Here is a 16,564-nt window from a genome sequence, read left to right as displayed (position 1 = left end):
GTTGTTTTAGGGGTTATGCTATGCCGCTTTCATCCGCTCACGGATAAGGTTGGCGTTCTTGTTCACAAGGTCTATGATGCGCTCGTGATATTCGGTGTCCTGGTTGTGCTTGCCGTGGCACTGCACCACTTCGAGGGTTCGCAAGTCCACCTCTACGGTTTCAATAATCTCATCGCCAATCCTTGCCGATAGTATGAGGGTGTCGGCTTTCTTGTAGTATCCACTGCCAAACACGCAGATGCCCTGCGTCTTGCCCTCGTTGTAATACTCGTCTATGCTTTCAAGCACCTTGACGATTATTTCCTCGTCCGTGATTACCAAGCCGAAGAATTTGGATTTGTTGGCGATGAAATCCTCCGCATCTTTCTTTCGTTGGAGTTGTCGCTGTTGCTCACGCTCACGCCTTTCAATCTCCCAACGGCGTTGCTCTGCGGCTCTTTCCTTCTCGTGTATGGCTTCAATTTTTCGGGTTGCGTTGTCGTGTGCCGCCATGAAATCTTCGGGACAGATGTTCTTCGGGTTACGGAGGTCTTGACCGAGTTTTTTGAGCATACGCAGATAGTCGCACCACATTGAGAGGTTGTCTATCTGATACTTGTGACGCTTGGCAATCAGATATGATGCCCAACATTCATCGGCAGTACGGGTATTGAAAAGAAAGTGTTTCATGACCTCAATCTCACCGCCTTTCATAAGGGTTTCAATTCTTGGGTCTGAAAGCAAGGCTTTGAAAAGACGCACGGGGGAGATGCCGTGGAAATCGCCCTTGAAGCCGTTACGTCTGAGTTGGGGCAATATCCTCATCTTTGGATATGCACAGCTTCTTGCCACCACATCATCGTATAGGCTGTTGTGCGGTCTTACCTCCATATCGCTGCCTAATGCCCACACATCGCAATAGCAGAAAAGGAAGCCACGGAGCAACGCCATGTCCGTAACCTTGCCGTCGGGTGAAATCCAACGCTGCACGACCTCGTGGCAGTAGAAACGCATCGGTTCGCCTTTCCTGCTCTCGCATCTGACCTGCGCCACGCGGATTACCTGATACCCTTTGCAGGTGGTTATCACGCTGAAATTCTGCGTTTCCTTGTAGATGCGTCTGCGTGTGTCCTGCACTTTGAGTTCGGCATGGCATTTGGGGCAGGTGCAGCCTTCAAGGGTGTCGCATAGTCCGCTGTCGCTGTGCCACTCGTGACCGCAGTCGGAACAGGTGATGTTCCCTTTCTTGGTGCGGTAGCCGATATGCTCAACGCAGTGGCGGTATGCCCAATCTATTTGTGTCGCTGATATGGGGCGAAGGTTGGCGGAAAGTCTTGCCACCTCTTTCTGTATCTTGGTCTTCGGTTTCATAAGCCTAAATCAAATAATGAGGGTTGGGGTTGGTTTTCTTTTCTCGCTGACGGTCTGTGGCGGTTCTGCAACTTGCGGAGTTCCTCCTCTTGGTATTTGCGGACAGCGTTCTGACGTGCCTCCGCCTTTTCCTCTGCCGTGAGTTTCACAACGTGGTTCACAACCACTTGGCAGTCCATCGGTTTGCCCACCTCTATCTCGTTTTCCTCATAGTAGTGGATGGCTTGCCCGAATATCTCTCCGTCCGTGAAACCGTTGCAACCGCTTTTCTGCACATAGTTCAGAATGTGGGTCACGCACTCGTCCATGTTCTTGGCAGGGTTGCGGTACTTCTTTGCAAATAGCGCATCTTCCTCCGCACGCTGTTCCAAGTACATATATATCGTTCTCTTGAAATGGTCTGTTCCTTTCATATCGCTGTCATTTTTAGATTATCTGTTTCAGTATCTCTCTCCAATAGGTCGGCTCTACCTCGCTGAGAAGGAAGTCCATGAAATCCCTCCGTGCGTCCTTGTTCAGTTCGTGGTACAATCTTCGGAAAGTTTCAAAATTGCCGTTGATGTACGTTTCCACCATATACACGAAGATGTTGTCCACCTCGTAATATCTGCACTGCTGCGCTGCCGTCTTGCTGTTTCTTTTTGCCATGTCGGTAAGGGTTAAAGGGTGAATAACCAAAGGATGAAGCCAAAGAAGGCAATGGTGGAAAGGATAGCCACGATTACACCTATCGCCACTCGGAACACTCCGTTTACAATCTCTCTGATGATGCCCCAAAGGATGCCGAACACCCCGAAGGCGGTGCGCATCATCAAGCCGCATATCGCCAACCCGATGTGTTGCGCCATTTGTCTGAAATTTGCCGTTGCCGTCATATCTTCGCTGTTTTTGATTTTTTTGTTTTTAATGCGGATTCAAGAGCTGAGGGAGTTGAGTTTCAAACTATCTTATCTGCCTCTCGTTTATCCGACATTTTTTTTATGCGTCTTTCTGTCGCATCGGTCGTTTTCGTTTCGGGTGCTTGAAAAGGTAGGGATTAGGGAATGCAAGGTTTTTCGGTCAAAATACTACCCGCAGGGCTGGAGATTTTTACCGAAAACAGGAGGCTTGACCTTGCTTTCCCGTCCAATCCCGGAATTACCTTTGCGCCCAGAACGAAAATGACTGACTGATGCGGCTTACTGAAAGGCGCAAAATGGAGGTAAACGAAAACAGAGGCAGATTGTGTAGAAAAAAACTTCAGGGGAAAATCCGTAAAAAAAAGAATCACCAAAAGGAAAAAGACATCACCGGAAGCGTGAAAAGGGCAAACCACAACAAAGGAAGTATGATTGTTTCCGATCCGACGGAACTTGTTCAGCCGGGTGGCAACAATCATTCTTCCCGGTTTGTCCGGCTGTGTGTGGGCGCCTGTTTCATTCATGGGGCAGGCTGACACACTCTGCATTCACTTTCCGCTTCCGGCAAAAGAGACAGCGAAAAAAGAAAAATCATTTGAAAACCCGTAAAAGCACCTCTTGGCATAGGCGCAAAAGAAAGGGGCATTGCTTCATCTGTCTAAACATCGTTTAGGCGTGAGGCAATGCCCTTTTCTCCAGCTATGCGGTAGTCGGCACACGTTTGTTCCAAACTCGTTTTGGGCAATGGTGTGCCGACGGACAATACCGCTTTTACGGAAAATTCTTATGAATGAGGGGATAAAAAACGGGAGTTTATATCAAAATCTCGAATTAAATAGCTACTTTTGCATACGAAGAGTTCTTTGAAGGTTACGCAACGCGCAGAAGGATAATGCAGTAGATAACTAACTAAATCGTAACCTATTACTATCAAGAGCAATTAACCTACGCTCATTTCCAATAAATTACACTCTTTTCGTAACTTCAGCGTGCAAAAATACAGATATTTTTCATTTAATGCCGGCAGAAGGGGAATATTGATAACTATATAAGCAATATTGCCATTTACAATGCAACCATATTATCACTATCTTTGTTTTAATAATAATAAAAGGAAACAACATGACACCGATTGAATTAACAAAAACGGAATTTATACAGCGAGTAGGAAACTTCGAAGAAAGCCCCAAAGATTGGAAATATGTAGGAGACAAACCCTGCATCGTAGACTTTCATGCTCCCTGGTGCGGTTATTGCAAACGCTTGGAGCCGATACTCGATGAGTTTGCAAAAGAATACGACGGAAAACTCTACATCTATAAAGTCAATGTAGACAACGAAGAAGAACTGGAAGCAGCTTTCAAGATCCGGACGATCCCGACTTTGCTCCTCTGTCGTATGGACGGGAATAAAGAAATGATGCTCGGCACGATGGGTAAACCAGAACTTCGCAAAGTGATCGAAGGCATCTTATAATATATCTATCAAAGAGTAGAATACAGAAGGTATGAATCAGGAAAGCCAAGCGCTAATTCTGATTCATGCCTTCTACTTTTATACGGATCGAGCCTGGAGTCCGTTGGAAGCAGGAACAAAACAGATTCAGATCATTCGTCTTTTGCATGAACTCCTGTAATATCCGGCATTCCTCATCCGACCATGTTTCATAATGACGGGGATATTGTTTACGAACTCTCATTATCGACTCGGATACATCCGTTTTCTTGATACCCAATTGCCGGATACGCTCTTTGAAACCGGCCAGATCTTCATCCGTACAGTTGTTTACCGGATCGGCATCAAAGAAACCCGGACAAATCTTATTCCCGACCTGTTCCTGTTTCGGTACAGAGACAGGAATAGGTTCGAAAAGAACGGATTCCGGTTCTATTGCACCTAACTCCTTCCTTAAGTTTGAAATATGCTTCGCTGCTTCTGGAGAAATCAGTTTCACGGAACATTCATGACGGGAATAACTCCCATTTCTACGTGCAGAAAGCCAGTTAAAGGAACCTTCCACCAATACCGAATCATCAATCGCAAGCGATTTATTATGAATGCCTTTCAACAGAATCAACTTAACACCGTTTTCGGTTAAAGCCTTCCGCCCGGCAACGGCCTCCTTCCGCAACACACCGGTTTGTTTGTCACAATCCAAGCGGAAATCCGAATACACCACGACTTCCACACCCCGCTCTACCGCTTCCCGCATCAGAGGAATAAGATTATCATGTTCAATCGCCTGGATCGATATAAAAGGAGATACGATCAGCAACCTTTTTGTCGCATCTTTAAAGGCTTGCCGCAACAAACCGGTGTGTTCCTCCAATGTCGATAAACGTTCGGCCGGCTGGTAGCGGCAAAGTGGTTCCTTTTGCCGATAGATGAAATTGCCGGACACTTCGTTCGCAGGATCGTCAAACAACCATTTTGCCAAGTTACCGACGGGAGTATTCCGTTCGGGATGGAATATATTCATATTTCCGAACACCAGAAAATGATATTGCGCACGCGAAACAGCTACGTTGAGCATATTGTACTTCCCACCTTGCTCCATAAAATAAGAAGCATCACCGGGAGAATTGACCGATGAAAAAATCACGACCGGACACTGCGCTCCCTGCAAAGAGTGAACAGTGCCGATTGTCATACCGGCAAACGCTTCCGCCTCCGGCGACTGTTCCGCAAGACTACGGATGATTTCTTCCTGCGCCTTAAATGGGGTGACTACAGCCACTATTTTACGGATCGGCTCCTTGTAAGCGCTTTCCAACTTATCTTTTTCCGTTTCCAGCCAAGAGACGATTGCTGCCGCTTCCGCTCTGTTCAAGACACTGCCCGTCGCCCCTTTTTCACTGACTCCGTTTACATGGACATACCCTTTAGGCGGCAAGTCTTTATACTTCACCTTGTTTCCTTTCTTCGGCAGCAAACGGCCGTGATACACATAGTCGTTACAATAAGCAATGATAGGATCGAGACAACGCCTGTGTTCGGTCAAGAAAGCGCCTCTTTCACCGGCGACTTCGAAACTGCAACTCTTCCGCGCCATCTTCATGATGCTTCCGGACGAAGACAAGAAACCGTTTTCATGCAGAAACGCATACCGATCATCGGACTCGGAGGATACTAAGCCAAAACGTTTCAGATTAATACTGGAATATTCGTCCGAGATGGACCATATCGGTTCGATCTGTTCCACGTCTCCCACTAAAATAGCTTGCTTGGCAAGGCTGAAAGACGGAATTGCCAGTTCGGGAGATACCTGCCCCGATTCATCCACAATCAGCAAATCGATCGCATCATAGAGCGGCGCATCCCACTCCCCATTGTCCGCACAAACCATGTATTTCGGCAAAGAATGGAAAGTCGAAATAAAAACGGGCATCACACAGGCCAAACGCTTCAACCGTTCGGTGTAATCCTCTCGGCCACGTGTCTCCCCCTCTTTATCGCATCCGGCCAAGCGGCGGATGAACTCGGCTTCCCGGTCATGGATGGCATACCAGAACAAAAGATAGCGGTAACTGATATCCAGCCGCACCGCCATATCTTCCGTATAAGGAAGGGCATTATATTCCGGATTGGCAACCAACTTGTCATAGCGTGCCTTAAAATCTTCCGTCTGCTCCCAGCCGCATATCACATCATCATAGCTTGGAAGTTTTTGAAATTTACGGAGCAGTTTACTCAGAAAACCTTTATCCGCCATCTCTTTTCCATATTGTTTGAGACTGGCAACATTCAAGCAGGTTCCAATCTCATCCCGCATCTTCCTCATTTGCCTGCGAAGGAAACGCTGGCATGCAACTTCATCCCGGCAAGATGTCTGAAAGAAACGATTGAAATGTTCCAGATAGAACCCGCGATATTCTTCCAACCGGGCAGGATCGTCATAATCATTCGGAAAGCCTTCACCTTTCGTATTGAGCATCATTTTGTACTGATCCTTTTGTTCGTCTTTGCCTGACAGATACAATCCCAACGTATCCAAACCGGGCAGCCAGCGGAGAGTCAACAGGTTTGCAGGCTTATCGCCAGAAGGCTGTTCGATCTTGAAATCTTTCAGGATATTGGTAATCGCCTGGTTATTGGCGGAACTGGCTACGATGATATCCGGATCATCAGGATGCTCCAGTACGGCATGGACGATCCGGTTAGCAATCACCGTCTGTAAAAAGGTCGTCTTGCCTGTTCCCGGAGGTCCGTTAACGGCAAAGATATCGGAACTGTCCGGGTCCGTATACATGGCAAGCGTCTCACGCTGGGAGACGGACAGCGGAAACTCGCCGCTCATCTGTGCCCAATGGTCTTTATTGCAATAAACTTGCTGTCTATCCGGCACAGGCAGCAATGTTTCCAGCTTTTTACGGATCAGAAGTTCCAGTAACGGATGGGAAGATTTACTTTCCAATAGCTTGTCATACAGATTGATGATCTTTTGTGCCATTCCTCGTCCGGGAGCTTTCACGACAATGATTTCAGGCTTGTCGGCATAATTCATTTCCCGGAAAGTCAAGCCGGTCGCATCTTGGAACAGTTTTTCGCAGGCACTCCAATATATCTTCCAGTCCGTCTCTTCGGTATCGAACTCGCTCAAGAGCCGGTCCACAGCCGAAAGGGATGCAATCGTTCTGTCATTGCGCGCATTCGGAGACAAAAACTTACGGACAAAAACCGGAATACGTTCAGACTTGTTGTCGCAGACCTGAAAAGTGCCGTCCGGCAACAATGTCGCGGAAATCAGGAAGGGGTACTCCGGAGTATTCTGTCCGGAAGCCCACCCGTTTTCGTACTCAGGAAGAAAGACACAAGGAGCAATCTGTATTTTACGTTTCTCGTCATCCGTCTTTTGCTTCCCTTTCGGGAAAAGCAAGGGAATGTCTTTGCGAAGTATAAATTCCGGAACCTTGTCACCTATCCGCAATGTAACCCGCGCTTCTTTCTTTAGCGACCTGCTCCTTCGTTCGGCATCCAGCAGGCAGTTTTTCCAGTATTTCAGTAGTTTTTTGTCCATTCGATCAGTAAGCCGTTTGTTGTCTCTTTCTATTTCTTTTCCCGGACGGTTATATGGAAACAACCTTGCTTGCGTTCGTGTTTGACATAGCAACGCTCTTCCCGTTTCAAATCGCGCAAAACCATTGCCAATACCATTTTCAACCGGTCTTTGTCGATATTCAGAGTATCGCTCTCGTCTACTTTGGTATAACGGGCCCAGGAGACATCAAAAGTCGTTCCGTAGCGGTGGGCCGAATTTTGGGAGGAATTGGTATTTCTCTTTTTCAGGTTCTTGACATCATCGACCGTACGGGTGACACTGGTCACTTTGATTTTGTAGACCGAAGCATTCAGATTGCGTAAGGAATCCTGGAAATTATGTCCGATATCTTCCAGCAACTGTGCGGCAGAGGGGATCAGATAGGGGATGGAATGCGTCAGCTTTTCCACTTCATAATATTCGTTAGTTTCGATCTCCTCCATCTCCTTTTTTACTTTCTCCGCTTCTTCACGGTTCGATGCAGGTTGAATGCCGATACGTTTTGCTTCGGCCAGATGTACATCGTTCAGGTCTTTGAAATCGCGGTTATAGCTTCCGTTATACCAGATACGTTTCAACTCTCCGCGTTCTTCCTTTTTTCCACAAGACGAACATATCACTGCCACCGAACAAGCAGCCACTATCAACCCGATACTACATATTATCTTTTTCATCATTTTTCTTTTAGCGGAAACAAAAGTAACCAAGATTCACTGATTTCAAAATATTTATGACTATTTTTGTGAATTCTGAATATAAACCAAAATAGTTAATTGTATGGACGCATTGGAATTAAAACTGTCACTTATCGAACAACTGAAAACGATCGACGATGTAAAACTGTTGACACAGATCAAAAATTTGATCAGCATAGCAACAGAAAAGAAAGAAACGCGCTATCCGGCACAGATGACGCTGGACGAATTAAAGGAAGTGTTGAAGAAATCGAGAGAAGAATCCAAAAAAGGATTAGGTATGACAACGGAAGAATTACGTAAACGATACCCACTATGCGAATAATAATAAAGTGGTTACCTCAAGCCATTACCTTACTTGACAACATCTACAGATTCTACAGTGAAAAAAGCCAGACCGCAGCTATCCGTTTATACAACAGACTATTGGATTCTGCCGAACCTTTACGCATTTTTCCGCAAGCGGGCCCTATCGAACCGTTACTGAAAGGATATGATTGTGAATTTCGTTCCCTTGTCGTCGAAAAACATTACAAGCTGATTTACACGGTTACCGACGAACTAATCGAAATCCATGCCGTTTGGGATTGCCGCCAGGAAGGATGGCACCTGCAAGAAATGTTCAAATAATCTTCGTGAAGAGACAACAAAATGCCCCACAATTTATCTTTACATAAAGAATATTACTAATTTTGTCTGCCTGAACGAGAGTGGTAGAAAACTCGCGACAAAGGCAAAACTAAAACAAATTGAATGATTGAACGAATTTATATTCTTGAGAGCGTAGACCCGGTTATATTCTACGGAGTAAACAATGTCAACATGCAGTTGATCAAGACATTGTTCCCCAAGCTACGCATTGTGGCAAGGGGAAATGTGATGAAAGTGATAGGAGACGAAGACGAATCGGAGCTCTTTCTCAAGAAAATTCGCGAGGTAGAAAAATATTGTGAGGAATTCAACTCGCTGAGCGAAGATGTCATACTGGACATCATCAAAGGCAAAGCCCCGGTGATCACCAAACAAGAGAACCTGATCATTCACGGGATGAACGGCAAACCGATCGTCGCCCGCACGGAAAACCAGCAACGCCTAGTCAAAGCATTCGAAGAAAACGACCTCGTCTTTGCCACGGGCCCTGCCGGAACAGGCAAGACATTCGTCGCCATAGCCCTCGCCGTTAAAGCACTTAAAAACAAAGAAATCCGCAAGATCATCCTAAGCCGTCCGGCAGTAGAGGCCGGTGAGAAATTAGGATTCCTCCCCGGCGAGATGAAGGACAAACTCGACCCGTACCTCCAACCCTTGTATGACGCCCTGCAAGACATGGTACCCGGAGCCAAACTGAAGGAATACATGGAGAACAACGTGATCCAGATCGCCCCACTCGCTTTCATGCGCGGGCGGACGTTGAACGATGCGGTCATCATCCTCGACGAAGCGCAGAACACGACGACCCACCAGATCAAGATGTTCCTCACCCGCCTCGGAATGAATGCAAAAATGATCATTACCGGAGACGTGACACAGATCGACCTGCCGCCGACAGCGACCTCCGGTCTCGTACAGGCCATGCAAATCCTGAAAGGCGTAAAGGGAATCGGCAAGGTCGAATTCGAGAAAAAGGACATTGTCCGCCATAAACTCGTCCAACGTATCGTCGAAGCCTACGACAAATTCGACAGCAAGCATGGCAAAGGCGGTTCGAGAACCGTCTCCAAGGAACAGCAAGAAGAGATAAAGAACAATATTAATAACAGTCAGGACGCCCGATAAGCGCCCCATAAAAACAAAGATATGAAGAAGGCATTAACAAAAACAGACTTCAATTTCCCAGGACAGAAGAGTGTCTATCATGGTAAAGTACGCGATGTGTACAACATCAACGACGATGTATTGGTGATGGTTGCAACAGACCGTATCTCGGCATTCGACGTAGTCCTGCCGGAAGGTATCCCTTACAAAGGACAGATGCTGAACCAGATCGCAGCCAAATTCCTGGATGCAACTACCGACATCTGCCCGAACTGGAAACTGGCTACTCCCGATCCGATGGTGACCGTAGGCGTGATGTGCCAGGGATTTCCTGTTGAAATGATCGTACGCGGCTACCTCTGCGGAAGTGCATGGCGTGCTTATAAGAGCGGCGTGCGTGAAATCTGCGGTGTAAAACTGCCGGAAGGCATGCGTGAAAACGAACGTTTCCCCGAACCGATCGTTACCCCGACGACAAAAGCCGAGATCGGCGAGCACGATGCCGACATCTCCAAGGAAGAAATCCTGGCTAAAGGTCTGGCCACTCCCGAAGAATACGAACTGTTGGAAAAATACACGCTCGCCCTCTTCAAACGCGGTACGGAAATTGCTGCCGAACGCGGCTTGATCCTTGTCGACACAAAGTACGAATTCGGCAAGCATGGCGGCAAGATCTACCTGATGGACGAAATCCATACACCGGACTCTTCCCGCTATTTCTACAGCGAAGGCTACGAAGAACGTTTTGCCAAAGGCGAACCGCAGAAGCAACTCTCCAAAGAGTTTGTCCGCGAATGGCTGATGGAAAACGATTTCCAAGGCAAGGCTGGCCAGAAAGTTCCCGAAATGACTCCGGCTATCGTAGACGGTATCAGCGAACGTTATATCGAACTGTATGAACACATCACAGGCGAGAAGTTCGAAAAAGGCGATACGGACAATCTCCTTTCCCGTATCGAAAAGAACGTAACCGAATATCTCAACAAATAAGATAAACGGATATGGCGAAGTACGGTTCAGAACAGATTCTACCCTACAACAACGAGGAGCACAAAACGACACAAGTCAGGCGCATGTTTGACTCCATCGCCGGTACATACGATCAGCTGAACCATACGCTCTCGCTGGGTATCGACAAAATATGGCGCAGGAAAGGAATCGCTTTCCTGCGTCCTTTTTCTCCCGCCTCAATTCTCGATATCGCCACAGGCACGGGGGATCTGGCCATCTCCATGCACCGCCGCCTGAAAGCCGACCGCATCATCGGGGCCGACATCTCGGAGGGCATGATGGAAGTCGGACGGCAGAAAGTCGCTGAAGCGGGATTGTCGGACCACATCACGTTCGAATACCAGGACTGCACGGCACTGACCTATCCGGACAACTCGTTCGACGCCGTCACCGCCGCATTCGGAGTACGGAATTTCGAAAACATAGAACAAGGTATCACCGAGATGTACCGGGTTCTGAAGCCGGGGGGCCATCTGATGATCCTGGAACTGTCCTCACCGGTACATTTCCCGATGAAGCAACTCTACAACATCTATTCGAAAGTCGTGATCCCTACCGTCGGGCGCCTGCTATCAAAAGAGCATACAGCCTACAGTTACCTGCCGGCCTCCATCAAAGTCGTTCCACAAGGGAAGGTCATGACCGACCTGCTCAGCCGGGTAGGTTTCAGCGAAGCCCGTTCGCGCACTTTCACCTTCGGCATTTGTTCGCTATACACGGGCAGCAAGGGCGGTTCGCAAACCACCACAACAGTATAAATCATCTTAAATTTACAGGTCATGCAAAAATATGGTTTAATAGGATATCCCCTCGGACACTCTTTTTCAAAGAACTACTTCAACCAGAAGTTCGAATCCGAGAACATTGATGCAACTTATCTGAACTTCGAGATCCCGAACATCAAAGATCTGAAGACTGTATTAAAAGATAACCCGGAATTGAACGGTCTGAATGTCACCATCCCCTACAAGGAACAAGTCATTCCCTACTTGGATGATCTGGACGAAGACGCCCGCCTGATCGGAGCCGTCAACGTCATCAAATTTACGAAAGGCATATTCGGCAAAAAACTGAAAGGCTACAACTCCGACATCATCGGCTTCAAGCGCTCCATCGAACCGCTCCTGAACGAGACACATCGCAAAGCCTTGATCCTGGGAACGGGTGGTGCGTCAAAAGCAGTCTTCCAAGGATTAAGACAATTGGGTGTCGGCGCCACGCTGGTTTCCCGTAAACCGAAAGAGCACTGCATCACCTATGAAGAAATCACTCCGAAGACAATGCAGCAGTACACCGTCATCGTCAATACGACCCCGTTAGGCATGTACCCGAATATCAACGCATGTCCCGACATTCCTTACGACCTGCTCACCCCGGACCATCTGTTGTACGACCTTCTGTACAACCCGGATGAAACCCTCTTCATGAAGAAAGGGAAAGAAAAAGGAGCCGTCGTCAAGAACGGCCTTGAAATGCTCCTGCTACAAGCATTCGCGGCTTGGGAAATCTGGCAGAAATAAAGCATAGCTTTACGACTCCTAACCCATAGCTTTAGAAGGCATAACCCTATGGGTTAGGATATATATACCGATACTGAAAAAAACAATTCAACTCCGGGTTAATACGAAATCGGGGGTGACAAGGTAGTCCAACCGATAAACCGCCCCTTCTTCCGTACGGGTTTCATAGACGGTGAAACTCCCTTCTTCCGCATAGGGAAACGGACGGACATGCAGATGGTGAAGGAAGTCGACTTCTTCCTGCCCGATCATCTTAAAAAGCGTCTCTTTTGCACACCAATGAAGCAACAAGTGCTCCGTCTCGTGCTCTTTGTCGATACCCGCCTCTTCTTCCGGATTCATAAAGCGACTGCGTATCTTCGACACCCTCCCGGAATGGTATTCGATGTCGATACCGGCGGCAGGACGGTTCTGCAACAGAACGGCGGCATAACCTTTCGTATGGGAGATGCTGATATGCAAAGACGAGCCGGACAGGTAAGGCGCACCGTTCGGACGATAGGCTATGCAGGCCGGGCCGCCCGTAAGCTCCTGCAAAAGCACACGGCAGGCAAGCCATTCCCGGCGACGCTGCTCCGCACGGATCAGCTCCAGCTGCGGAAGATATTCTTCCCTGTTCCGCAAAAGGGACAGAAGCACTTCGGAAGACTCCTCGATCTTCCAGATTCCCCACAACGGACCGGTATGTTTCATCAGGAGAGGCATTATTTCTTCCACTCAAAAGATTGGATCAGTTCTACGATATCCTGTTTCAGATATCGGGTGACGGGAGCCAGCGAATCTGCATTCGGGATACAATCATAATACAAAGCTCCCCGGAAAAAATGCGAGACACTGTCGGTCAACATAAATTGCAATGGCGAAGCGGATTCGCCATCCAGCATGAAAAGCGAACCATAAACCGAAGCCTCCGGATTGCTGTACGCCTGCATCTTGATCCGTTCCGGATATTTCGATTGCCGGACAACCAACGCGCGACACTCCTCCTCCGCCCTGCCCAGCGTAGCCGGAGTGATAGGGAAATAGCTGCAATAGAGCTTCACGTTCAACTGCGGATAAGAGAGATTGATCCACCCTGCCGGATTCCCGACCGGAGGCAACTCCACCTCTGCCCATCTGGAAAGCCGGAAAGTATAAGGTAAATCCCCTACCGGAAGTGCCTGGTAGGAAGGGGCAGGCGGTTCGATACGGAAATAGCCGCGTGGCTTCGGTGTATATTCCGTACAGGAAACACACAAGGCCAACAGCCCCCCACACACTATGCCGGTCGACATACGCATTACTCCTCTTGCCGCTCCTTTCCTTGGTCCGAAATGCGGTTGAACTTGACTTTCAGGATACGGCGGTTATCGATCTCCAGAACCTGGAAACGATAGTCGTCATATTCGATGATCTCGCGGCGGCGAGGGAAGTCTCCTTTGATCTCCAACAGAAGGCCGGCAAGAGTTTCGACCTCTTCCGTCAGTTTGCCGAATTCGGTAGGATCGGCATCGATCACACGGAAAAAGTCGGTCAGCAATATCTTGGCTTCAAAAATAAGACTGCCGTCCGCCAGGCGGATGAACTGCTTTTCATCTTCGTCGTATTCATCGGAAATCTCTCCGACAATCTCTTCCAGGATATCCTCCATCGTCACAATACCGGAAGTTCCGCCAAACTCGTCCACCACGATCGCCATATGGATCTTGCTGGTACGGAATTCCTCCAGGAGATCGTCGATCTTCTTCGTCTCAGGCACGAAATAGGCCGGACGGATCAAACTCTGCCAACGGAACGTGTCAGGCTTCTCCACATACGGCAAAAGGTCTTTGATATACAGGATTCCCTTGATGTTATCCTCCGAATCGGCATAAACCGGAATACGGGAATAACCGGATCGGATGATGAAATCGACCACGGTGCGGAAACTCGTCTTGATGTCGATATCCTCCATATCCAGGCGGGGCGTCATGATCTCGTCGGCAGTCTTGTTGTAGAACTTGATGATCTCCGAAAGCATCTCTTTCTCTTCCGGCATTTCGGTGGAAGTGAGTTCCAATGCTTTGGAAAGCTCGTCGACCGAAAGATCGTACTTCTTCTTGACTAACGCCTTGTTGATGACGCTGGTCGACGTGACCAATATGTTCGAAAGCGGCCGGCAGACACGCTCCACGACATTCAGTACAGGGGCCGAACTGCGCACGAACCGCAGCGAGTTTTTCTGTGCGTAAATCTTCGGCATGATCTCGCCGAACAACAAAAGGAGAAAGGTCAGGACGATCGTCTCCAGAATAAAGCCCAACATCGGGGCGGATGAGAAATCGACGATCGCGTTGATACCGTAGGTACAAAGCATGACGACAGCCACATTCACAAAGTTGTTGGCTATCAGGATAGCGGCGAGCAGGTACTCGGAACGGTCCAGCAAACGCTGGATTAATGGGTCTGAAGGTGCATTCTCTTCCCGGATGTCGTTGATATCACCCGGGGTTAACGAGAAAAATGCCACTTCGGAAGCCGACACGAAGCCGGAAACCAACAGCAGAAGAATTGCAAGGCTTAACGCTATTACAGGGCCTGCTGTGAGCGCCTGTATAGTAACCTGGTCGAATAAGCCCGATAAATAATAGTCTGAGTCCAAGGGGAACAGTATTAGTTAAACAATATCAGAACGGAAGGTCGTCCGCACTGTTGGAATCTAAAGATGTGTCCGGTTGTCCGGATGCGGGTTGCTGGTAGCCCGTCGCCTGCTGGTATCCGGTGGACGGCTGGGAGGTCTGAGGCTGTGCCGCCGTCATTCCTGTACCGGAAGCATTGTCGCGATTTCCCGTACCGGAACCTGTGCTGTAAAATTCGACACGGTCGGCATGGATTTCCGTCACATACCGCTTCACGCCGGACTGGTCGTCGTAACTACGCGTACGGATCTTGCCTTCCACATAGAGTCCGGAACCTTTCTTCACCCATTTTTCAACGAAGGAAACCAAATCACGGCGAACGACCACATTGTGCCATTCCGTACGTTCCGGAACAACCGTACCATTGGCCAACGTATAACCCCTCTCGGAAGTTGCAAGCGGGAAGTTGGCAACAGCAGCGCCACTATCGAAGTAACGTACTTCTGGATCGCGTCCGACGTTACCGATCAATATAACTTTATTCAATGACATAGCTCTATTCTTTTATTAGTCTACAAAGAAACACAAATTCAGTCATTCTGACAAGTTTCCTTCTAATTTCTCCAAATAAATATGTATCAGGCGAGGAACCGCATATTTCTCCACATCGTCCGTCGCCACAGGAAGGTAAGACTTCAGGGCATCGCCCTCCCGCTCTATCTCTATCCGGTAGAAAGCCGTATACAATATCTGATGGGACAGGACATGTTTCACCCCCTGCAAATCAGCCGAAACATTCAGCCGGCCCGCTCCTGCAAACAGCCGACGAAAAGCATCCGTCGTCTGCAACTCTGCAAAATCCATCGCCTTGTCCGTTTCGATAAGCGGAAACTCGTAGAGTCCTTCCCAAATGTCTTTCCCTTTCCGGCGAGACAGCCAGGTTTTTCCTTTATATATAATGTATAAATAATGAAAATACCGGTCACGCGTCCTGGTCTTTTTCTGTTTCACCGGATAGATCTGCACATCGCCCGCCCCATAAGCAGCGCAGTGCCCTTTCAACGGACAAGCTTCGCAATCCGGATTTTGCGGCACGCATTGCAAGGCGCCCAATTCCATTATAGCCTGGTTGTGTTGCCCGGCATACCGCGGGTCCATCACCAAGCCGGCCAGTTCCGTAAAGGCTTTTTTCCCTTTGGGCGTATCGATCGGAGTATCTACCGCAAACAGGCGCGAAAGCACTCGGAAGACATTCCCGTCCACGACTGGATACGGCTGGTTCCATACAAAGGAAACGATGGCCGCCGCCGTATATTCTCCTATCCCTTTCAAAGAGATCACATCCTCATAGCGTTCAGGAAATATCCCACCGAAACGTTCCATAATATCTTTTGCCGCGGCATGCAGGTTACGGGCGCGACTATAATAACCAAGCCCCTGCCAATATTTCAACACCTCGTCTTCCTCCGCCGAAGCCAGCGAAGCCACATCCGGGAACCGTTCGGTAAAACGGAGAAAATAGTCCATCCCTTGCGCCACCCGTGTTTGTTGAAGGATTATCTCGGATATCCAGATGATATAAGGGTCGGAAGACTCCCTCCAGGGCAGCTCCCTTTTATGTATCCGATACCAGTCACGCAACAAACGGCTGGTTTCTAATTCGTTTTCTATCTGCGACATACGGTTCTTTTTTGCCTCT

The 16,564-nt window shown here is 48.4% G+C and carries 20 protein-coding genes; 8 read left to right on the top strand and 12 right to left on the bottom strand.

The annotated features are described in order from the left end of the window. Window positions 1–18 precede the first annotated feature (18 nt). The 5 genes from KTG12_RS05840 to KTG12_RS22250 all read right to left on the bottom strand — a co-directional run bounded on the left by KTG12_RS05840 (window position 19) and on the right by KTG12_RS22250 (window position 2,797). A complete protein-coding gene (locus KTG12_RS05840; RefSeq protein WP_004291532.1) occupies window positions 19–1,350 on the bottom strand; it encodes a PcfJ domain-containing protein in 1,332 nt (443 codons plus the stop codon). Next, window positions 1,347–1,763 carry a PcfK-like family protein gene (locus tag KTG12_RS05835; RefSeq protein ID WP_004291533.1) on the bottom strand — a complete coding sequence of 139 codons (417 nt, stop codon included), beginning with the start codon at window positions 1,761–1,763 and terminating at the stop codon, window positions 1,347–1,349. Before KTG12_RS05835 ends, KTG12_RS05840 begins: the two co-directional genes overlap by 4 nt. A 13-nt stretch (window positions 1,764–1,776) precedes the next feature. Then, complete coding sequence (locus KTG12_RS05830; protein ID WP_004291534.1) at window positions 1,777–1,998, bottom strand: hypothetical protein; 222 nt, start codon at window positions 1,996–1,998, stop codon at window positions 1,777–1,779. Window positions 1,999–2,009: 11 nt separating this feature from the next. Beyond that, a complete protein-coding gene (locus KTG12_RS05825) occupies window positions 2,010–2,225 on the bottom strand; it encodes a hypothetical protein (RefSeq protein WP_004291535.1) in 216 nt (71 codons plus the stop codon). A 161-nt stretch (window positions 2,226–2,386) separates the two neighbouring features. After that, window positions 2,387–2,797: a hypothetical protein gene (locus tag KTG12_RS22250; protein WP_004291538.1), complete on the bottom strand. Its 411-nt coding sequence runs from the start codon at window positions 2,795–2,797 to the stop codon at window positions 2,387–2,389. Window positions 2,798–2,903: 106 nt separating this feature from the next. On the opposite strand from KTG12_RS22250, the gene KTG12_RS22245 reads away from it, so the two are divergent. Together KTG12_RS22245 and KTG12_RS05820 are read left to right on the top strand one after the other, a co-directional pair. Next, on the top strand, window positions 2,904–3,116 hold the full coding sequence (locus KTG12_RS22245; protein WP_007567577.1) for a hypothetical protein: 213 nt from the start codon (window positions 2,904–2,906) through the stop codon (window positions 3,114–3,116). A gap of 255 nt (window positions 3,117–3,371) precedes the next feature. Continuing rightward, window positions 3,372–3,725 (top strand): co-chaperone YbbN, encoded by a 354-nt coding sequence (locus KTG12_RS05820; protein ID WP_005636230.1) that lies wholly within the window; start codon window positions 3,372–3,374, stop codon window positions 3,723–3,725. A gap of 52 nt (window positions 3,726–3,777) precedes the next feature. Here KTG12_RS05820 and KTG12_RS05815 read toward each other — a convergent pair whose 3' ends face one another. Beyond that, window positions 3,778–7,266 (bottom strand): AAA domain-containing protein, encoded by a 3,489-nt coding sequence (locus KTG12_RS05815; RefSeq protein WP_155143537.1) that lies wholly within the window; start codon window positions 7,264–7,266, stop codon window positions 3,778–3,780. Window positions 7,267–7,295: 29 nt separating this feature from the next. Next, window positions 7,296–7,964: a DUF5715 family protein gene (locus KTG12_RS05810; protein WP_005646439.1), complete on the bottom strand. Its 669-nt coding sequence runs from the start codon at window positions 7,962–7,964 to the stop codon at window positions 7,296–7,298. A gap of 100 nt (window positions 7,965–8,064) precedes the next feature. Here KTG12_RS05810 and KTG12_RS05805 point away from each other — a divergent pair, with 100 nt between their 5' ends. The 6 genes from KTG12_RS05805 (at window position 8,065) to KTG12_RS05780 (ending at window position 12,268) form a co-directional block, all read left to right on the top strand. Next, window positions 8,065–8,307 (top strand): hypothetical protein, encoded by a 243-nt coding sequence (locus KTG12_RS05805; RefSeq protein WP_005636224.1) that lies wholly within the window; start codon window positions 8,065–8,067, stop codon window positions 8,305–8,307. Next, a complete protein-coding gene (locus KTG12_RS05800; protein ID WP_005636222.1) occupies window positions 8,298–8,612 on the top strand; it encodes a type II toxin-antitoxin system RelE/ParE family toxin in 315 nt (104 codons plus the stop codon). The genes KTG12_RS05805 and KTG12_RS05800 overlap by 10 nt, the downstream gene beginning before the upstream one ends. 123 nt (window positions 8,613–8,735) lie before the next feature. Further along, window positions 8,736–9,758 carry a PhoH family protein gene (locus KTG12_RS05795; protein WP_005636221.1) on the top strand — a complete coding sequence of 341 codons (1,023 nt, stop codon included), beginning with the start codon at window positions 8,736–8,738 and terminating at the stop codon, window positions 9,756–9,758. Between the two features lie 21 nt (window positions 9,759–9,779). Further along, window positions 9,780–10,727 (top strand): phosphoribosylaminoimidazolesuccinocarboxamide synthase, encoded by a 948-nt coding sequence (locus KTG12_RS05790; RefSeq protein ID WP_005636219.1) that lies wholly within the window; start codon window positions 9,780–9,782, stop codon window positions 10,725–10,727. 11 nt (window positions 10,728–10,738) lie between these two features. After that, entirely contained in the window at window positions 10,739–11,506 is a 768-nt protein-coding gene (gene ubiE / locus KTG12_RS05785; protein WP_022322721.1) for a bifunctional demethylmenaquinone methyltransferase/2-methoxy-6-polyprenyl-1,4-benzoquinol methylase UbiE, read from the top strand. Between the two features lie 21 nt (window positions 11,507–11,527). Next, window positions 11,528–12,268 carry a shikimate dehydrogenase gene (locus tag KTG12_RS05780; RefSeq protein WP_022322720.1) on the top strand — a complete coding sequence of 247 codons (741 nt, stop codon included), beginning with the start codon at window positions 11,528–11,530 and terminating at the stop codon, window positions 12,266–12,268. 87 nt (window positions 12,269–12,355) lie between these two features. Here the strand turns inward: KTG12_RS05780 and KTG12_RS05775 are convergent, their stop codons facing one another. From KTG12_RS05775 to mutY, 5 genes are read right to left on the bottom strand one after another with little or no spacing between them, the layout of a single operon-like run. After that, the gene (locus tag KTG12_RS05775; RefSeq protein WP_122343203.1) at window positions 12,356–12,973 is read right to left on the bottom strand and encodes a 4'-phosphopantetheinyl transferase superfamily protein; all 618 of its coding nucleotides are present in this window, start codon (window positions 12,971–12,973) and stop codon (window positions 12,356–12,358) included. Beyond that, window positions 12,973–13,548 carry a gliding motility protein GldD gene (locus KTG12_RS05770; protein WP_122205791.1) on the bottom strand — a complete coding sequence of 192 codons (576 nt, stop codon included), beginning with the start codon at window positions 13,546–13,548 and terminating at the stop codon, window positions 12,973–12,975. The genes KTG12_RS05775 and KTG12_RS05770 overlap by 1 nt, the downstream gene beginning before the upstream one ends. Next, window positions 13,548–14,888, bottom strand: a complete 1,341-nt coding sequence (gene gldE, locus KTG12_RS05765; protein WP_005636210.1) for a gliding motility-associated protein GldE — start codon at window positions 14,886–14,888, stop codon at window positions 13,548–13,550. The genes KTG12_RS05770 and gldE overlap by 1 nt, the downstream gene beginning before the upstream one ends. A gap of 25 nt (window positions 14,889–14,913) precedes the next feature. Further along, on the bottom strand, window positions 14,914–15,417 hold the full coding sequence (gene ssb, locus KTG12_RS05760) for a single-stranded DNA-binding protein (RefSeq protein ID WP_122115856.1): 504 nt from the start codon (window positions 15,415–15,417) through the stop codon (window positions 14,914–14,916). Between the two features lie 42 nt (window positions 15,418–15,459). After that, entirely contained in the window at window positions 15,460–16,545 is a 1,086-nt protein-coding gene (mutY, locus tag KTG12_RS05755) for an A/G-specific adenine glycosylase (protein WP_173022503.1), read from the bottom strand. Window positions 16,546–16,564 lie beyond the last annotated feature (19 nt).

It is taken from the genome of Parabacteroides sp. MSK.9.14, from assembly GCF_019041495.1.
GTDB lineage: Bacteria > Bacteroidota > Bacteroidia > Bacteroidales > Tannerellaceae > Parabacteroides > Parabacteroides merdae.
Note: the sequence above shows the minus strand (reverse complement) of the source record. Positions and strands in the feature narration are given on the sequence as shown.

Excerpts from the sequence above, each read along its gene's own strand:
- KTG12_RS05840 (WP_004291532.1), bottom strand. The coding sequence starts at position 1,350 with ATGAAACCGAAGACCAAGATACAGAAAGAGGTGGCAAGACTTTCCGCC.
- KTG12_RS05835 (WP_004291533.1), bottom strand. The coding sequence starts at position 1,763 with ATGAAAGGAACAGACCATTTCAAGAGAACGATATATATGTACTTGGAA.
- KTG12_RS05830 (WP_004291534.1), bottom strand. The coding sequence starts at position 1,998 with ATGGCAAAAAGAAACAGCAAGACGGCAGCGCAGCAGTGCAGATATTAC.
- KTG12_RS05825 (WP_004291535.1), bottom strand. The coding sequence starts at position 2,225 with ATGACGGCAACGGCAAATTTCAGACAAATGGCGCAACACATCGGGTTG.
- KTG12_RS22250 (WP_004291538.1), bottom strand. The coding sequence starts at position 2,797 with ATGCAGAGTGTGTCAGCCTGCCCCATGAATGAAACAGGCGCCCACACA.
- KTG12_RS05820 (WP_005636230.1), top strand. The coding sequence starts at position 3,372 with ATGACACCGATTGAATTAACAAAAACGGAATTTATACAGCGAGTAGGA.
- KTG12_RS05815 (WP_155143537.1), bottom strand. The coding sequence starts at position 7,266 with ATGGACAAAAAACTACTGAAATACTGGAAAAACTGCCTGCTGGATGCC.
- KTG12_RS05810 (WP_005646439.1), bottom strand. The coding sequence starts at position 7,964 with ATGATGAAAAAGATAATATGTAGTATCGGGTTGATAGTGGCTGCTTGT.
- KTG12_RS05805 (WP_005636224.1), top strand. The coding sequence starts at position 8,065 with ATGGACGCATTGGAATTAAAACTGTCACTTATCGAACAACTGAAAACG.
- KTG12_RS05800 (WP_005636222.1), top strand. The coding sequence starts at position 8,298 with ATGCGAATAATAATAAAGTGGTTACCTCAAGCCATTACCTTACTTGAC.
- KTG12_RS05795 (WP_005636221.1), top strand. The coding sequence starts at position 8,736 with ATGATTGAACGAATTTATATTCTTGAGAGCGTAGACCCGGTTATATTC.
- KTG12_RS05790 (WP_005636219.1), top strand. The coding sequence starts at position 9,780 with ATGAAGAAGGCATTAACAAAAACAGACTTCAATTTCCCAGGACAGAAG.
- ubiE (WP_022322721.1), top strand. The coding sequence starts at position 10,739 with ATGGCGAAGTACGGTTCAGAACAGATTCTACCCTACAACAACGAGGAG.
- KTG12_RS05780 (WP_022322720.1), top strand. The coding sequence starts at position 11,528 with ATGCAAAAATATGGTTTAATAGGATATCCCCTCGGACACTCTTTTTCA.
- KTG12_RS05775 (WP_122343203.1), bottom strand. The coding sequence starts at position 12,973 with ATGCCTCTCCTGATGAAACATACCGGTCCGTTGTGGGGAATCTGGAAG.
- KTG12_RS05770 (WP_122205791.1), bottom strand. The coding sequence starts at position 13,548 with ATGCGTATGTCGACCGGCATAGTGTGTGGGGGGCTGTTGGCCTTGTGT.
- ssb (WP_122115856.1), bottom strand. The coding sequence starts at position 15,417 with ATGTCATTGAATAAAGTTATATTGATCGGTAACGTCGGACGCGATCCA.
- mutY (WP_173022503.1), bottom strand. The coding sequence starts at position 16,545 with ATGTCGCAGATAGAAAACGAATTAGAAACCAGCCGTTTGTTGCGTGAC.